The sequence below is a fragment of the Pseudomonas sp. H26/SER47-MNA-CIBAN-0231 genome (assembly GCF_040310465.1).
In the GTDB taxonomy this organism is placed as follows: domain Bacteria; phylum Pseudomonadota; class Gammaproteobacteria; order Pseudomonadales; family Pseudomonadaceae; genus Aquipseudomonas; species Aquipseudomonas atacamensis.
In genome coordinates this window covers 252,124-267,750 of sequence record NZ_JBEOPW010000008.1, presented here as the reverse complement: position 1 = coordinate 267,750, position 15,627 = coordinate 252,124, and the positions used below count along the sequence as shown (strand labels likewise).

At 59.7% G+C, this 15,627-nt stretch carries 11 protein-coding genes; 3 read left to right on the top strand and 8 right to left on the bottom strand.

Annotation, left to right across the window (positions count from 1 at the left end):
• Nucleotides 1-490 precede the first annotated feature (490 nt).
• From AAEZ10_RS15340 to AAEZ10_RS15320, 5 genes are all read right to left on the bottom strand, one after another.
• Nucleotides 491-850, bottom strand: a complete 360-nt coding sequence (locus AAEZ10_RS15340) for a DUF6124 family protein (protein WP_024012116.1) — start codon at nt 848-850, stop codon at nt 491-493.
• 601 nt (nt 851-1,451) lie between these two features.
• The gene (locus tag AAEZ10_RS15335) at nt 1,452-1,895 is read right to left on the bottom strand and encodes a hypothetical protein (protein ID WP_350569895.1); all 444 of its coding nucleotides are present in this window, start codon (nt 1,893-1,895) and stop codon (nt 1,452-1,454) included.
• 2 nt (nt 1,896-1,897) lie between these two features.
• Nucleotides 1,898-3,484 carry a hypothetical protein gene (locus tag AAEZ10_RS15330; RefSeq protein ID WP_350569893.1) on the bottom strand — a complete coding sequence of 529 codons (1,587 nt, stop codon included), beginning with the start codon at nt 3,482-3,484 and terminating at the stop codon, nt 1,898-1,900.
• Between the two features lie 356 nt (nt 3,485-3,840).
• Entirely contained in the window at nt 3,841-4,200 is a 360-nt protein-coding gene (locus AAEZ10_RS15325; protein ID WP_282387619.1) for a DUF6124 family protein, read from the bottom strand.
• Nucleotides 4,201-4,775: 575 nt separating this feature from the next.
• Nucleotides 4,776-5,468 carry an aspartate/glutamate racemase family protein gene (locus AAEZ10_RS15320; protein ID WP_350569891.1) on the bottom strand — a complete coding sequence of 231 codons (693 nt, stop codon included), beginning with the start codon at nt 5,466-5,468 and terminating at the stop codon, nt 4,776-4,778.
• Nucleotides 5,469-5,665: 197 nt separating this feature from the next.
• Here AAEZ10_RS15320 and AAEZ10_RS15315 point away from each other — a divergent pair, with 197 nt between their 5' ends.
• Both AAEZ10_RS15315 and AAEZ10_RS15310 read left to right on the top strand, forming a co-directional pair.
• The gene (locus AAEZ10_RS15315; RefSeq protein WP_281119602.1) at nt 5,666-6,157 is read left to right on the top strand and encodes a hypothetical protein; all 492 of its coding nucleotides are present in this window, start codon (nt 5,666-5,668) and stop codon (nt 6,155-6,157) included.
• Between the two features lie 232 nt (nt 6,158-6,389).
• Entirely contained in the window at nt 6,390-7,364 is a 975-nt protein-coding gene (locus tag AAEZ10_RS15310; RefSeq protein ID WP_350569889.1) for a hypothetical protein, read from the top strand.
• A 134-nt stretch (nt 7,365-7,498) separates the two neighbouring features.
• Here AAEZ10_RS15310 and AAEZ10_RS15305 read toward each other — a convergent pair whose 3' ends face one another.
• Nucleotides 7,499-9,865: a tetratricopeptide repeat protein gene (locus tag AAEZ10_RS15305; protein ID WP_350569887.1), complete on the bottom strand. Its 2,367-nt coding sequence runs from the start codon at nt 9,863-9,865 to the stop codon at nt 7,499-7,501.
• Between the two features lie 211 nt (nt 9,866-10,076).
• Here AAEZ10_RS15305 and AAEZ10_RS15300 point away from each other — a divergent pair, with 211 nt between their 5' ends.
• Nucleotides 10,077-10,754, top strand: a complete 678-nt coding sequence (locus tag AAEZ10_RS15300; protein WP_024012860.1) for a DUF3313 domain-containing protein — start codon at nt 10,077-10,079, stop codon at nt 10,752-10,754.
• Between the two features lie 490 nt (nt 10,755-11,244).
• Here the strand turns inward: AAEZ10_RS15300 and AAEZ10_RS15295 are convergent, their stop codons facing one another.
• Nucleotides 11,245-13,749, bottom strand: coding sequence for a fused MFS/spermidine synthase (locus AAEZ10_RS15295; protein ID WP_350569885.1), 2,505 nt, complete (start codon nt 13,747-13,749; stop codon nt 11,245-11,247).
• A 248-nt stretch (nt 13,750-13,997) separates the two neighbouring features.
• The gene (locus tag AAEZ10_RS15290; protein WP_024012862.1) at nt 13,998-15,572 is read right to left on the bottom strand and encodes an arylsulfatase; all 1,575 of its coding nucleotides are present in this window, start codon (nt 15,570-15,572) and stop codon (nt 13,998-14,000) included.
• Nucleotides 15,573-15,627 lie beyond the last annotated feature (55 nt).

Below are 15,627 nucleotides of genomic sequence, written 5' to 3'. Positions count from 1 at the left end.
AAAGCAATCCGCCAGTCGAAGCCACAGTGACTGACAAACCGCATTCGCGAGCAGGCTCGCTCCCACAAGAATCTTCATTGCTTACGCCGTTGATCGTTCCCACGCTCCGCGTGGGAATGCAGCCCGGGACGCTCTGCGTCCCCCCAGAGCTGGAACGCGGAACGTCCCTTGAGGCATTACCACGCAGAGCGTGGGAACGATCATCAAAACCTTCAACGAACGCCACGAATGGTTCCAGCCTTGACGCGATCCCCATGTAAGAGTGAGCCTGCTCGCGAAAGCAATCCGCCAGTCGAAGCCACAGTGACTGACAAACCGCATTCGCGAGCAGGCTCGCTCCCACAAGAATCTTCACTGCTTACGCGTTGATCGTTCCCACGCTCCGCGTGGGGTTGCAGCCCGGGACGCTCTGCGTCCCCCCAGAGCTGGAACGCGGAGCGTCCCTTGAGGCATTCCCACGCAGAGCGTGGGAACGATCATCAAAGGCCCGCTACTGCGGCAACTCCAGATTATCCAGCACCCGATTCACCGCCAGTTCGCCGAGCATGATCAACTGCGCAATCCCCATCAGCGTCCGCCGCTGCGATGGCTTTACCAGCCCGGCGAATTCCTGGGCGATGGTTTTCGCTGAGGCGAGGGTTTCGCAGGCGTTGGCCAGCAGGTCTTCGTTTTTGGTGTCGGCAGTGACCGCGTACATGGCGCGGGGGCTGAACGGCGGTGGGGTCGAGCCGGGTGGGCAGAGGTAGTGGTCGAGGGCGCGGTCGGCGGCTTGGTGAAGTTTTTTTGAGTCGAGGGATTCGTAGGGGGAGGTGGGGTCGGATTCGGGTGGGTTGGGTGTTGGTTTGATCATGGGTGAAGCCTCTAGAGTGGTGAAGCTGCCACCGTTCGCTGCTAACGAAGGAGGTGGCGGCTGTACGCGGGTTAGCAGACCAGGACTCTAGAACCCGGCGCACCGAAGTGCCCCACGCAAAGCCGCCATAACGGCAAGGCCTTGTGCGTCTAGAGATAACCCGGGCTGCTAAACCCGATCACTGAACATTCAGCGACCGGACCACAATAGAACCCATCCCCTAGGCGCACAAGCCGGCGGATTCTGGCGTAGCTGTAGGCAATGGCGCAAGAATTTGTAGCCTGGAAGGCGTGTCAGTGAGTTTCTTTTAAACGCCATCGTTTAAATCAAAGCATTGCGCCAAACGTGGTGGGCCTTTCGCGATCAGAAGAAAAGCCTCGATCACGCCCTGCTGTTTAAACCGCTCGTCAAATAAATCGTCGCCTTTGTACTCTCGCCAGCCCAGACACCACACTCGTAACTGAACAAACCGTATCGATAGTGGGAGCGAGTCTTCAGCCTTGATACCCACTCGGGCGACTAATGCGGTGGGCTCGCTAGAAACTTTGCCCTGCCAGTCAATTTGTGGGAAATCCAGCTTGTGTTTTACTCTTTGTAAAGTTCAAGTGGGTACAAACGCGATTGCTCGTGTCGACACTGACGGTGATCCGTTCGAATAAGAAAATGTACCGTCGGAACGAATCCCTATCCAAGTTCCGAGATACGGCGTAGGGGGATCTTGAGCCACAACGCAGCATTGTCCTCTTGGAAGAAAGACGGAGATTCCCTCAAAAAAGTCTTGATATACATTGGTGAAATTGGCCGATAGTGTTTGCTGATACGAATTACTAGGCAAGCGAACACCGCGTTGGCTGCGCACCCATAGTTGTGCATCTTTATCCCCTTGCACGTTGCCAGGATAAGTTGCAGTACCTCTGATCACTCGAAAAACATTTCTTACATCCACCACAAACGACACTGTCGATCCAGACTGATCGCAGACACGGACTGTTGTTTGTCCGTTTTTCAACCCGGTTACTTTTCCGACCGAATTAACTGAAGCCACTGCTAGATCATCCGACTGGAAAGTGTAAGGTGGGTACCTCCGGTGGGCTGTCGAGTCTGAACATTGCCAGGGACTTCCCTGCTACCCCAGCCATAATTTTGAAGTAGCTTCTCCGCATGCAAGTGCATCGGCGAATCATCAATGACCAATTCCGGCGCGGCCTTGATCGTGTAAACCCGATCCGGAAATTTCACTGCGTTCGTTTCGATATTGCTCTTGTCCAGCGCCACCAGGTATTTAAGCGTCAGCGTCGTGCCATGCCCCAATTGAACGAGATAACTGTTCGCCAGCGCCTGTGGCCAGAATCCCTGGTTGATCCAAGTGCTGTTGACTCTAGCTGGCAACCCAGCCCAGAGAGTCAAGTCATGTGCAGTGCCGTCAGCCTTCTTGCCCTCCAGCCGCAGCCAGCAGGGCTGTTCGGCTTCAATCAAGGTATGCAGCAGCGCATGAATAGTTGCGTTTTTGGTGTCAAGCGCCGTGACATCGAGAAAATTATTGGCATCGGCCTCGACAATTTTCGGGGCGTTCAAAGCGGTCGCCGGCAGCGGCAGAATGTCCAGCAGCAACACAGCCGACTCCACGGTTTTGCCGTCGCGCTCGATAAAATAACTGACTGAAACCCTTTGGCTCAGGCTGTAGGCGAGCACCGAACGCGGTACCGCAATCTCCAGGCCGGCACTGACCAGCCGAGGCGAGCTTGAGTAGGAGCCTTCAGGGACAGCCGTCGCGCCTTGCCAGTTCACCCACAACGTGTCGGTGGGCAGTAACGAACCCTGCGGTACGAGGACTCTGATTTCCGGGGTGGTCGGACTGAACTGATTGCCGTTCATGCCTTGAATGGTGGGTGCCAGCAGAGAAAGGCGACCGAGGTGAATGTCCACGCGCTTTTCACCTGACATGACGGCATTGCCCAATTGGTCAAATACTTTGAATTCTGCCACCGCATTCGGGTTGTCACCGGCGCGCTGGAAGGTATCGGTGAACAGCGTCAGGTTGATCGGGGCCGGCGCTTCGGGCACATCGAATCGCACGGTGGTATCGCCGAGCGCAAACGCTATGGTGTCGAAGCGGCGTCGGTTGGTGTAAGTAAACGCAAATGTCACACCTCGTGCGGCTAGCTCCGGCCCCACGCCTTCACGTACTACATCCAGCGGAATGATCAGATCCAGAGCTTCCGGCAGACGCAAATGGTAGAGGGCTAGCATGTCCCGAGACGATTCATCGTTACCTCCTACGCGCGTGACCTTGTAATACAAGCGGTTGACGCCCTGGTTGAGCCAGCCGTGGGGCAAGTACAAGCGCACCCGCTGTTGTTCTTCGCCCGGGGCAACGGTCTTGCCCGTTACGGGAGTAGGGTTGTCGTTGACGTACAGGTCGACGCGGTCATCAGCGGCCATGGTCCAGGAAGCGAGCTGCATTTCCGTCCACGGATCTATCAGACATTCCAGGCCTTGCGTCTGGCCATCATAAAGCGCCTTGGGTATCCCGCCCTGGGCAATGCCTTCCGGCTTAACCGGTGTGACCCAGCCTTGGATGATGACTGGATACAAAACAAACAGCTCGTTGAAAATCGAAGACTGGATATCCATGGAAGCGCTCCCTGAGAATTTTGCCGTGCCGTGCCGTGCATTGAATGGGATCCATCTCACTCCAGTTTGAAAAAAAGCACACCTGTCAGATCTGACAGGTGCAGACGGTATTCAGACGAACGGTCTTGCCGGATCTTGTCCGCGCGGCAGTTGCGGAAGCGAGCCTGCTTGCGAATTTGTCGTAATGTTCGGTTGCAATGCTGACTGCTCCGACGCTTTCGCGAGCAGGCTCGCTCCCACAAATTCAGCGCTGTAACCGCAGCCGCGTGAGCTACACAAATCCCCTGTGGGAGCGGGCTTGCCCGCGAAGGCGTCAGCACTGCCGGCGCCTTATTCAGAGCCCGCCGCGAGACCCGCTACTGCGGTAACTCCAGATTATCCAGCACCCGATTTACCGCCAGTTCGCCGAGCATGATCAACTGCGCAATCCCCATCAGCGTCCGCCGCTGCGATGGCTTTACCAGCCCGGCGAATTCCTGGGCGATGGTTTTCGCTGAGGCGAGGGTTTCGCAGGCGTTGGCCAGCAGGTCTTCGTTTTTGGTGTCGGCAGTGACCGCGTACATGGCGCGGGGGCTGAACGGCGGTGGGGTCGAGCCGGGTGGGCAGAGGTAGTGGTCGAGGGCGCGGTCGGCGGCTTGGTGAAGTTTTTTTGAGTCGAGGGATTCGTAAGGTGAGATAGGGTCGGATTCGGGTGGGTTGGGTGTTGGTTTGATCATGGTGAAGCTCCTAGAGTCGACGGAGCTGCCAACTTTCGCTGCGATACGAAATGGTTGGTGGCAGCTGTACGCGGGTCGCAGACCGGGACTCTAGAACCGGCAGACCCTAAGGTCTCCCACGTACAGCCGCCATAAAAACAGCGGGTGTTGTGCGTCCAGAGATCGACGGGCTGCGAGACCCGATCGCTGATTCGTCAGCGACCGCACCACAATAGAATCCGCCCCCTAGGCGCACAAGCCGGCGGATTCTGGCGTAGCTGTAGGCAATGGCGCAAGAATTTGTAGCCTGGAAGGCGTGTCTGGAGGTGTCTTTTAAACAGCGGCGTTTAAAAGGCAAAAATTGGCAACAGCACGGTAGCGTCGGGAAGCAGGTGTTGGCTGTGAGGTCGCTTTCGCGAGCAGGCTCGCTCCCACAGGAATCTTCAGTGCTCACAGGGGTTGTGCCAGGGCCGGATTAAAATGTGGGAGCGAGCCTGCTCGCGAATGCAATCTGCCAGTCGACGCTTCAATGCGCGACGGGCAGTGGGTCGATACGTTGAGCATGGCCCGTCTGCGCGGTTCGTCGAAACCTTGAGTCATTCGCCCAGTGCAAACGCCACCGCCGACTGCGCATGCAGCTCGGTGGTGTCAAGCAGGGGCAGGGCGCTGTGTTCGGGTTTGATCAGCAGACCGATTTCGGTGCAGCCGAGGATGATCGCCTGGGCGCCACGGGCGGTCAGGGATTCGATAACGCTTTGATAGATTTCTCGCGATTGTTCACTGATCACACCCACGCAGAGTTCGTCGTAGATGATCCGGTGCACCTGTTTGCGTTCGGCATCATCCGGCACCAGTACGGTCAGGCCTTGGGCGATCAGACGCTGCTTGAGGAAGTCCTGCTCCATGGTGAACGCGGTGCCGAGCAACCCGACCGTGCGCGCGTCGATTTCCAATGCAGCTTGGGCGGCGGGTTCGGCGATGTGCAGGAACGGAATGCTGATCGCGGCCTGAATCTGCTCGGCGACCTTGTGCATGGTGTTGGTACACAGCACCACGCAATCGGCGCCGCCAGCTTCAAGCCTGCGTGCGGCATCCACCAGAATCGCCGCTGCATCGTCCCAGCGCCCGGCGTGCTGGGCCTGTTCGACCGGGCCGAAGTCGACGCTGAACATCAGCAACTGCGCCGAACGCAAAGGGCCGAGGCGCTCGCGGACCTGTTGGTTGATCAGGCGATAGTATTCGGCGCTGGACTCCCAGCTCATGCCGCCGATAAGGCCGATGGTGCGCATTGGATTTCCTCAAGCAAATGTCAGTGTCGAGCATTCAGGTCTGCCCGAAGTTACCTTCTGTTCGAGACTCGACGCCAGTACCGACTGACTGTACCGCCGATCTTTCGCGCAACTGTGCATCTGCAAGAACTAAACGTACGCCGCGCCGGGGATCTGCCACTATCACCCTTCGCAGGTCCTTTCCGAGGAACACCGCAATGAACGACGTACAGCAACTGGGCGAGATGCTTCGCCACTATGCCGAAAGCGAAGCGCACAAGAAGCAACTGTTCACCACCCAATCGGCCGCTTGGGCGGCTCGGATTGGCGCGCTGTTCGACCAGATCGAGCAATGGCTTGAACCGGTCAAGGCGCCGAATCTGCTGGAGGTGAGTCGCGAGGCGTATGTCGCGTCCGGGCCGAGCGTGCCGGTGGAGACCTCGACGTTCAAGACTGAGAAGTTGAGCATTGTGATTGCCGGCAAACCGGTGGAGTTTGTGCCGGATGTGATGGGCAGCGGCGGGCAGATTTCCCTGGCAGTGATGGGGCTGACGGCGGCGCGGTACGGGAGTATTTCCCTGGTTGGCCTGGCGGATGGTGCGTGGCAGTGGCGCAAGACCAATGGCTTGAAGGATCCGGATACGTTTGCGTTTGATGCGAATTTTCTGGCGCAGCAACTGCAAAGCCTGATTCCTCGCGATCGCACCTAGATTGGGACGCAGAGCGTCCCGGGCTGCATTCCCACGCAGAGCGTGGGAACGATCAAACACCGCTATCGCGAGCAGGCTCGCTCCTTGGGGGGGTGAGGCGAGTACCGGGGAAACCCTTAGGTCCGGTGCCAATCCGGCATTTTCCCTTGGGTCACTGATGGCCTTTTGGTAGAGTCGCCGTCGCCAGCGGGTTTTCGGCTGGACGATGGAACCGAAGAAGGGAGTCTGATCAGTGAGTCCGGGCAAAAAAATCCTCGGTCTCACGGCGTCGCTTTTGCTGCTGACGCTGTGGGCCAGTTACTTTTACGTATTCAAGGAAAACCGCGACGGCCAGCTCGGCGGCGTTGGCGAAAGCACCGCGTGGTGCGGCACGCCACCGACCACGGAAGCGGCGTTGCTGGGCAAGGATCAACTGACCTTGCGCGTCACCAACAACCTGCGCGGCGAGTTCATGGTCGGCGGTTCGCTGGTGGTTTCCGAACGTACCTTCAACCGCTACGACGTGGGCCGCAACGAACTGCGCCTGCGTCTGGAACCGTTGCAGTGGTCTTTCGGCGTGACGCCGATCTTCCTCGAGCAGGTCAAGGTGCAGCCGCTGAGCCGCAACCTCTCGTCGACCAATAAAAGCGCCTTCGCCGAACTTGAGCCTCGCGCAATCGGTGTGCACGCTCGGACCGCGGCGTTCCCGTTCGACACTTATCGCTACGGCTACAAACCGGTGCTGTATTACCTCAAGGGCAGCGAGCGCATCGACTTGCGCTTCAAGAACATCACCACGCTGATGGAGATGTCCAACACCTTCACGCCAATCCAGAAGTACAACCGCGCCGACTACATCAACGAGAAAAACTCGATGATCCGCGATGAGGACTACAAGCCTTACGGCGCGCATGAGTGCGCGTTCAGCGTCGAGCGCAAAGGCTCGTTCAAGGTGGTGGTGCTGTTGCTTCTGCTGGTGCTGTGCCTGCCGCTGATGCTGGTGTTCTACCGCGATGAACCGGGGATCGACTTTCTCGCGACGCTGGTGGGGATTGCGGTGGTGCGCACATTGCTGATCGGGCCGGTGGAAGATTTCCAGCTATACAACATCGACTTTTTGTTTGGTGCGGCGATTCTGCTGGTGGGTACGGTGTCGCTGATCAAGGCGATGCGCGCCAATAGCCGGCGGGAAATGGCTTTGCGCAGTGGCGAAACATCGTCCTGGTGAAGCAAGCGCGGTGGTAGCCCTGTGGGAGCGAGCCTGCTCGCGAAAACGCTACGTCAGCCGACTGCGATGTAACTGACAGATTGCATTCGCGAGCAGGCTCGCTCCCACAGGTGATCGGGGGGGCATCCCATCGATCACTTGAGCGCCGGATCCCCCATATTCATTTTCTTCCAGCCCTGCAACAGCACTTGCGCCTTCGGTTCCTGGCCGCTATCGAGGTAGTACTGAATCAGCGACAGCCGCGCATTGCGGTTGGCCGGTTGTACCTTGAGCAAACTTTCCAGAATCGCGCACGCCTCATCAACCTTGCCGCTCTCATGCAGCGCCACCGCCAGTACATAGCCGTATTGCGCATTCTCCGGTTCCAGTTGCGCGGCTTTGCGCAGGTAGGACATGGCGTCGGCGGACTGGCCGGCACGGATCAGCGACAACCCGCGCGTGTGCTGCAACAGCGCCGCATCCGGATGCTGCTTGAGGCTGTCATCCAACAGCTTCTGCGCTTCGGTGGCGCGACCATTCGCTTCCAGCCACTGTGCCAGCGTGACCAGCGCCGGGTAGAAGTCCGAGTCACGTTGCAGGGCGCTGCGCAGCAACGGTTCGACCTCGGCACTGCGCCCGCTGGCCTGGTACAGCATCGCCAGATTGAGATTGGCTTCTGCACGTTCGAGCAAGCTTTTCTGCACGGCTTCATATTCGGCGATCGCCGCGTTCCAGCTGGCTTGCACCGCCCCCAGACCATTGTTGCGCGAGGCACCGAGCAGATCCCGCGCGGCGACGATGCGCACGGCTTTCACTGGATCATTGAGCAACGGCGCCAATAACGGCGCACGCTCCGGCGGTGGCAGGAATGCGCTGATTGCCCGCACCGCGCTGTCACGCACCTGTGGCTCTGGATGTTTGAGATCCTGAGTGGCCAGTTTCAGCGCCTGTTCGCTCGGGTACAGCGGCAATTCCGCCAGCAACGTTGCGCGCTGGATCGCCGGCAGGTTGCTGCGCTGCAATTGTTGGTACAGCGCGTCGGCGGCTCCGGGCTGGCCATTGCGGATCAGCCACAGGCTCTCGTCATAACGTGGCGCCTGCTGAGCCGGGGAGGCGGTGGCGTTCCACAATTTGAACTGCGCAGTGACCTTGTCGCCGGCCTTGCCCTGGTGACAGGTCAGGCAGGCGTCTGGGGTGCCGAGTTTTTGCGCACGCTCCGGGTTGGGAATGCTGAAACTGTGGTCGTGCCGAAAGTCGTTGCCCATGTAGAACTTGCCAGGCATGTGGCAATCGACGCACTGCGAGCCGGGCTGGCCCATGGCGTGGCGGGTGTGTTCGATGGATTCGTAATTCTTCGCTTGCAGACCCGTACCGTCGACGCCGGCGACCGAGGTCTTGCCCGCCGTGTTGTGGCATTGCAGACACACGGCGTTGCCCGGTGCCTTCAGTTCGTTGCTGTGCGGGTTATGGCAATTGCTGCAACGCACGCCCTTGTCGAACATCTTGCTTTGGAGGAACGAGCCATGTTCGAACACTTCGTCCTTGATTTTGCCGTCCAGCGCATAGAGTTCGCGGGTCAGGGCGCTGGGCAGGTAATCGTCCATCAGCCGCTTGCCGACGGTAAAGCCATCGCCCAGCGGCGCGCGGCGAGAATGGCAGCGCGCGCAGGTTTCGATTTCTACCGTGGCGTTCCTGTCCTTGAGATCGACGTCGAAGCCCTTATGGATCAAATCGTCTTTTTTCTGCGCCCACTCCAGGTGATTCGACGCCGGGCCATGACAGGCCTGACAGCCGACTCCGAGGCTGTTCCACTGACTGTTGAAGCGGTTGCTCTGCGCATCGAAATTGCGCTTGAAACCGGTGGTGTGGCATTCGACGCACATGAAATTGGCGTTCTGGCTCGGTTTGCTCCAGTGCAGCGGATTCTTGAAGTTCACGCCCTGGCCGGCGTACAGATGAAACCAGCGATTTTTCTCGGTATCCCACGCCACGCCGAGGGCTTGCAGACGCCCCTGACCCACCTCGATCAGATATTGCTGTAGCGGCGCGATGCCGAAGGTGTACGCCACTTTGAAGTCGGCATTCTTGCCGTCGACGCCGGGCGCATTGACCCAGAATTCATCGCCCTTGCGGGTGAACTTTGTGGTCTCGTTTTCGGCCTTGAAGGTCACGTTGTTGAAGTCGCCGAGGGTGGTTTCGGCGGTCGCTGGCTGCATGGCCAATTGGTGATGCGAGCCTTGCCAGTCCTTGACCTGTTCGCTGTGACAGCCCTGGCATTGCTGCTCATCGACCATGCTGGCCGGTTTGCTTGCCACAGTCGGTTGCGGCTTGGCTGGCGGTGCTACAGGCGTGCTGATCGCTGCGGGTTTGACGGGGGCGGGCGCCGGGCTGAACAGGAACCAGCCAATGCCCGCCACGGCCGCCAGCAGCACACCGATGGTGATTGGAAACAGGTAACGTGAAAAAGAGGAGGGTGATGCGTCAGGTTCAGGTTGCACCGCTTTGTTTTTGTGCTTGGGCATTGCGACTTCCGTAGTCCGGTGCGTTGGCCTTCTGGCGTGCATACATCTGGATGCAGCTTTGCCGCATGCAGCGCGTCTGTCAAATAAGCGCTGTGACTTGCTGCGCAGCGCCGTGTGAATTTTGTAATTTGCAATCGCAATTGCTGCGGTTTTAGCTATACCTGTAACTCCCCCTATGCAAACGATTTGGCCTTCTGACAGGAGTTACAGCATGAAGCTAGCCGCAATGATGGGCACGCTGTGCATCGCCACCCTGGGTGTGGTGGGTTGTTCCAGCAAAACCGTCGAGCCAGACCAGTACTCCGGTTTTCTCAAGGATTACAGTCAACTGAAGGAGACCAAATCACCGTCGGGTGCCGAGGTGATGCGCTGGATGGACCCGAAACTCGATATCAACAAATTCAGCAGCGTCTATGTCGAACCGAGCCAGTTGTATCCGAAGCCGCAAGCGACGGAAAAAATCCCCCAGCAGACCCTCAATGGCATCACCAGTTATTACGATCAGGCGCTCAAGCGTGAGCTGAGCAAGTCGCTGCCGCTGGCCACCGGCCCGGGGCCTGGCGTCATCGTGATCCGGCCGGCGATCACTGCGGTGAGCAGCAAGACCGAGGGCCTGCATGTGTATGAGGTGATTCCAATTGCCTTGGTGGCTGCTGCGGTGAGTACGGCCACTGGTATTCGCGATCAGGAAACCACGTTGGCCACCGAGGCGGTTTTCCTTGATGGCAGCAGTAACAAGGTGGTGGCTCAAGTGGTGCGCAAGGGTACCGGTCAGCCGCTGGAAAATTCCTCGCAGGTGATGAAGGCCACTGACGTCAAAGCGGTGATCGATGGTTGGGCGAGTGACATGCATCAGACGTATCTGAAGCTCAAGTCCGAGGCCAAGTGATGTCGTGAGGCTTGGGGCCTCTTTGCGAGCAGGCTGGCTCCCGCTATTTTGGCGGGGCCTGCCTCCTGGTTTTTTGGGTACATATCCGTTGCTGCGGGTGTTGCTGATTACGGTTTCGCCCTTACGGCGAATCACCTTTTTCAAACGCCGGAGTGCCGGCCCAGCAAAAAGGTAACCCAAAAGGCTTGCTCCTACGTTCGGCCCTCGCAGGCTCGGGTTCCTTCGCTCCGGGACTGATCCGGGCGCAGCGGCTACGGTTTGCTTCGCTGCACCTCCTTCCGCTGTGTCTGGCTGCGCCAGACGGTCGCTGCGCTCCCACCCCCGGATCAATCCCTCCACTCAGCCTTCCGACGTCGCCGGTGAATCAAGATCAAAAGCACTCGAGCTAACGCTCATTGCTGAGTGGGGCGGCTTCGCCGCGGGCAGCTGCGCTGCTCTGCTTTTCTGTGGGAGCGAGCCTGCTCGCGAAGGCACCCTGTCAGCCCCCGCCTTACTGCCCGACAAACCAGCGAAAATATGGGTTCGCCCGATCCCCTTGCATCACTTCCCGAATATCCCGCCCCCAGGCGTCCCGATCGCCGTCGTAGGCGTGCAGGCTTGCCCGATAAAACTGCATCAACCGCTGCCGATGCGTTTCCATGCGTTCACTGAACCCGGCATCGGCATTGACCAGTGTCGGTGGCTGATACAAGTCCAGCAGCGCCGGTAGCACGCGGGTGATTTCCTTGCTGCGTACCCACGGCGCGTATTCGATGCGCGGCTGATCATCGGTCACTGCCGGCGCGTCGGCGGCGAAGCGCTCCAGGCCGGCGCGATCGGTGACCCAGGTGGCCAGCAGCGCCGCCGCCGAGCCGATGCCGACGTCCTGCAGGGTGTTGCGTACGCTGTCCTGCTGGAAGCGCGCGGCGATTTTCGCGGCGTCCAGTTGCATCGGTTTCATTGAGCCAACCAGCAGCATTTCGTGGAACTCGCTGGTCCACAGCGAGGCATGCGGGAAGACATCGAGGAAGCTGCGCACCAGTGAGCGCGAGTCGTCGATATTCTGCGTCGGCAGCGGCAGCCACTGGGCGACGATGCCCTGGTCCTGCAAGCGACTGGCGGCCAGCTGGTAGAAGTCCCGCGAATACAGATTGACCACGCCGGCAGCGGAGGGCGGTGGCGGTTCCAGGGTGATCACGTCGTAGGTCTGTGCACTGCGCAGCAGTTCCTGGCGACCGTCGCGCAGGCGAACGTCGATGCCGGGATCGCTGGCGGCATTGAAGTTGCCCTTGAACAAGGGCGCTGCTTTCACCACCGATGGCAGCAACTCGGCAACCACGCGATGTTCCAGCCCCGGATAGCGCAGCATGGCGCCTGCGGTGATGCCGGTGCCGAAGCCGATCACCAGCGTCGAGCGCGGTTCACCGTTGTGGATCAGCAGCGGCAGCAGCGCCTGAATGCGCATGTAACGCAGCGACGGCATGGCATCGCCGGTGTTCGACACGCCCTGGATGTACAAACGGTGGAAGCTGTTTTCGCCACGTCCCTGAGTGACCACCGCGACCGTGCCGCCGCGTCCTTCCTCGTAGAAGGCCAGCGTGCCATTGCGTGCGCCGGGCAACAGGCTGGCCAGTTTGTCGGCTGGGGTCAGTACCGCGACCGCTACGCAAACCAGACCCAATGCGACCACGGCCTGGCGCCGACCTTTCGCCACGCCATGGCCCTTGCGCACCGCCAGATAACCGATTGTCGCTGCGACGAGCGCCAGTAGACCGAGGGTGCGCACAAGTCCCAACAAAGGAATCAATACGAAGCCGCAAAGCATCACACCGATGATCCCGCCCAGGGTGTTGAACGCGACAACGGCGCCGACATCGCGGCCCACACGCTCGCTGCCGACACTCAGGCGCAACGCCAGAGGAAACGCCGCGCCGAGCAGCAGGGTCGGCACAAACACGATGCTCAGCGCCGCCACGGCAAAGCGCGCGCTCATGCCGGCCAGCTCGCTGACGCCCAGACTCAGCAGCCAGGTTTCCGCATGGCTCTGCGCGAGCACCAGCCAACGACCCAGCACGGCGATCTCCAGCAGCGCAATCAGACCTGCACCGCCAATCAACAAGCCGAATACGCCCCATGGGTCGCGAATGCGCTCGACGCGACGGGCGAGCAGGGCGCTGCCGATAAACAGCCCGGTCAGGTAAGTCGCCAGCACCACGGCGAACGCATAGGTGCGCGTGCTCATGAACTGCACGATCGATTGCGACCAGACCACCTCATAACCCAACGCCACGCCCCCGGCGACTGCGTAGAGCCACAGCGCTGTGCGGTCGGCTGCTTTGGCGTTGCCGTGTCTGACCGGCGTGGCCAGCGCCACTGGCTGCTGGCGCTGCAACCACAGCGCACCGGCCGCGGCGAGCAGGTTGAGCATCGCGGCGAACAGCGCACTGCCGCGCACCCCGAGGCTGGCGATCAGTACGAACGCGGCGAGCAAAGTGCCAATGATCGCGCCCAGCGTATTCGCCGCATACAACTGACCGCCGGCCTTGCCCGGCTCAGCCGCCAGTGAGCGCACCAGCACCGGCAGCGTCCCGCCCATCAACACCGCCGGAATGCCTACCAGCGCAAACGGCAACAGCCACGCCAGGACGCCGACATGAACTTGCAACCAGGCGAAAGGACTGGCCGCCAGACTCATGGCCACTGTCGCGCCAACACCGAGAATCGCCACTAGCACTTCCAGCCCGGCATAGAGTAGAACCGGCTGTTGCAAGCGATCGGCCCAGCGCCCGAACAACCAGCCACCAAGCGCGAGCCCGGCGAAAAATGCGCTGATGCCGGTGGTGATCGCGTAAACCTCGACACCGACCACCAGTGACAGCTGTTTGATCCACAACACCTGATAAACCAACGCTGCCGCGCCGGAGATGCATAGCAGCAGGGCAGGGATCATTGAGGTGGTGGACGCGGCTTGCGGAACGGGTATGGCCGACGGCTTGCTGGCGATACGTGAGGACATGCGGTGAGCCTTGTTATGGATTGGCTGATGTTGATCGTTCCCACGCTCTGCGTGGGAATGCCTCACTGGACGCTCCGCGTCCGCTTCGGCATTGGACGCAGAGCGTCCCGGGCTGCGTTACCACGCAGAGCGTGGGAACGATCGCAGAAAACCTTTTGGGAGCGAGCCTGCTCGCGAACGAAACCGACCCGGTCGCTTGTTGAAAACAGGGCCGCCCGCCGATGAAGGCGAGCGGCGGTACAGCGCTATTACTGGGCTTTCTTCATTTTTTCTTCGATACGGCGGTCCACGTCCTCGCGGATCTGGTCGATGCTGAAGCTCGCCGGACGCTGGCTAGGTGGATAGTCAACGAAGGTCTGCAGGAACTTCGCCGCGCGGCGGGTACCGTCGAAAATCAGATAGTCGTTTTTCGTCAGCCAGTCATAGTACTGGTCAGACACGACATCGGCGCGTTCGTACGGGTCCATGCGCAGGTTGAACATTTTCGGCACACGCAGGCAGGTGAACGGTTCGCTCCACACCTGCAGTCCGCCGGGCGCGCGTTGCTCACAGAACACCAGTTTCCAATCGTTGAAACGCATGCTGACCAACGCACCGTCATCGTTGAAGTAGTAGAACTCCTTGCGCGCGCTCTTGTCGGTTTTACCCGTCAGGTAGTCCAGCTGGTTATAGCCGTCCAGGTGCACTTTGAAGTTCTTGCCGCCGATGTCGGCGCCCTTGAGCAAGCGGTCCTTGATGTCGGTATCGCCCACGGCGGCCAGCAGAGTCGGGAACCAGTCCAGACCGGAGAACATTTGCGTGGAGACTTCGCCGGCCTTGACTTTGCCCGGCCAGCGGATCATCGCCGGGACCCGATAGGCGCCTTCCCAGTTCGAGTTTTTCTCGTTGCGGAACGGCGTCGTTGCAGCGTCGGGCCACGACCATTGGTTCGGGCCGTTGTCGGTGGTGTAGACGACGATGGTGTTCTCGGTCAGCTTCAAGTCATCCAGTGTCTTGAGCAGCTTGCCGACGTCGCCGTCATGCTCGAGCATGCCATCGGCATATTCGTTGCCGACCATGCCGCTTTGGCCTTGCATGGATTCGCGCACGTGAGTGAAGGCATGCATGCGTGTGGTGTTCATCCAGACGAAGAACGGTTTGTCCGCCTTGGCCTGTTTCTCGATGAACGCTTGCGCTGCGGCAGTGGTTTCGTCGTCGATGGTCTCCATGCGTTTCTTGGTCAGCGCGCCGGTGTCTTCAATCTTGCCGTCGGCAAAACTGTGGATCACGCCACGAGGCGAGGCGGCCTTGACGAACTCGGCATCATCCTTGGGCCAGTAGGGACGCTCCGGTTCCTCTTCGGCGTTGAGGTGATACAGGTTGCCGAAAAACTCGTCGAAACCATGGTTGGTCGGCAGGTATTCGTCTTTGTCGCCCAAGTGGTTCTTGCCGAATTGGCCCGTGGCATAGCCCTGGGCTTTCAGCGCTTGGGCAATGGTCACATCGCGTGCCTGCAAGCCCACCGGGACCCCCGGCATGCCAACCTTGGACAAGCCTGTCCGCAAAGGTGTCTGCCCGGTAATGAACGACGAGCGCCCGGCCGTGCAACTGTTTTCGGCATAGTAATCGGTGAAGATCATGCCTTCTTTGGCGATACGGTCGATATTCGGCGTCTTGTATCCGACCACGCCCATGGAATAGGCACTGATGTTGGTCTGGCCGATGTCGTCGCCGAAGATCACGAGAATGTTGGGTTTTTCAGCCGCTGTGGCGGTTGCCGACAGCGCCATCACCGAGGTTGCCACCAGGGCGAGTTTCGGTAGCCACTTGCGTATGCGAGTCATCTGACTTGCTCCTTTGCGCGGGGGTCGTTTTTTGCGACAAACGTTTATTGCTCTC

Bases quoted from the DNA above. Each gene is read 5' to 3' on its own strand.
- AAEZ10_RS15295 (WP_350569885.1), bottom strand. From the start codon at position 13,749: ATGTCCTCACGTATCGCCAGCAAGCCGTCGGCCATACCCGTTCCGCAA.
- AAEZ10_RS15330 (WP_350569893.1), bottom strand. From the start codon at position 3,484: ATGGATATCCAGTCTTCGATTTTCAACGAGCTGTTTGTTTTGTATCCA.
- AAEZ10_RS15290 (WP_024012862.1), bottom strand. From the start codon at position 15,572: ATGACTCGCATACGCAAGTGGCTACCGAAACTCGCCCTGGTGGCAACC.
- AAEZ10_RS15300 (WP_024012860.1), top strand. From the start codon at position 10,077: ATGAAGCTAGCCGCAATGATGGGCACGCTGTGCATCGCCACCCTGGGT.
- AAEZ10_RS15320 (WP_350569891.1), bottom strand. From the start codon at position 5,468: ATGCGCACCATCGGCCTTATCGGCGGCATGAGCTGGGAGTCCAGCGCC.
- AAEZ10_RS15315 (WP_281119602.1), top strand. From the start codon at position 5,666: ATGAACGACGTACAGCAACTGGGCGAGATGCTTCGCCACTATGCCGAA.
- AAEZ10_RS15340 (WP_024012116.1), bottom strand. From the start codon at position 850: ATGATCAAACCAACACCCAACCCACCCGAATCCGACCCCACCTCCCCC.
- AAEZ10_RS15305 (WP_350569887.1), bottom strand. From the start codon at position 9,865: ATGCCCAAGCACAAAAACAAAGCGGTGCAACCTGAACCTGACGCATCA.
- AAEZ10_RS15325 (WP_282387619.1), bottom strand. From the start codon at position 4,200: ATGATCAAACCAACACCCAACCCACCCGAATCCGACCCTATCTCACCT.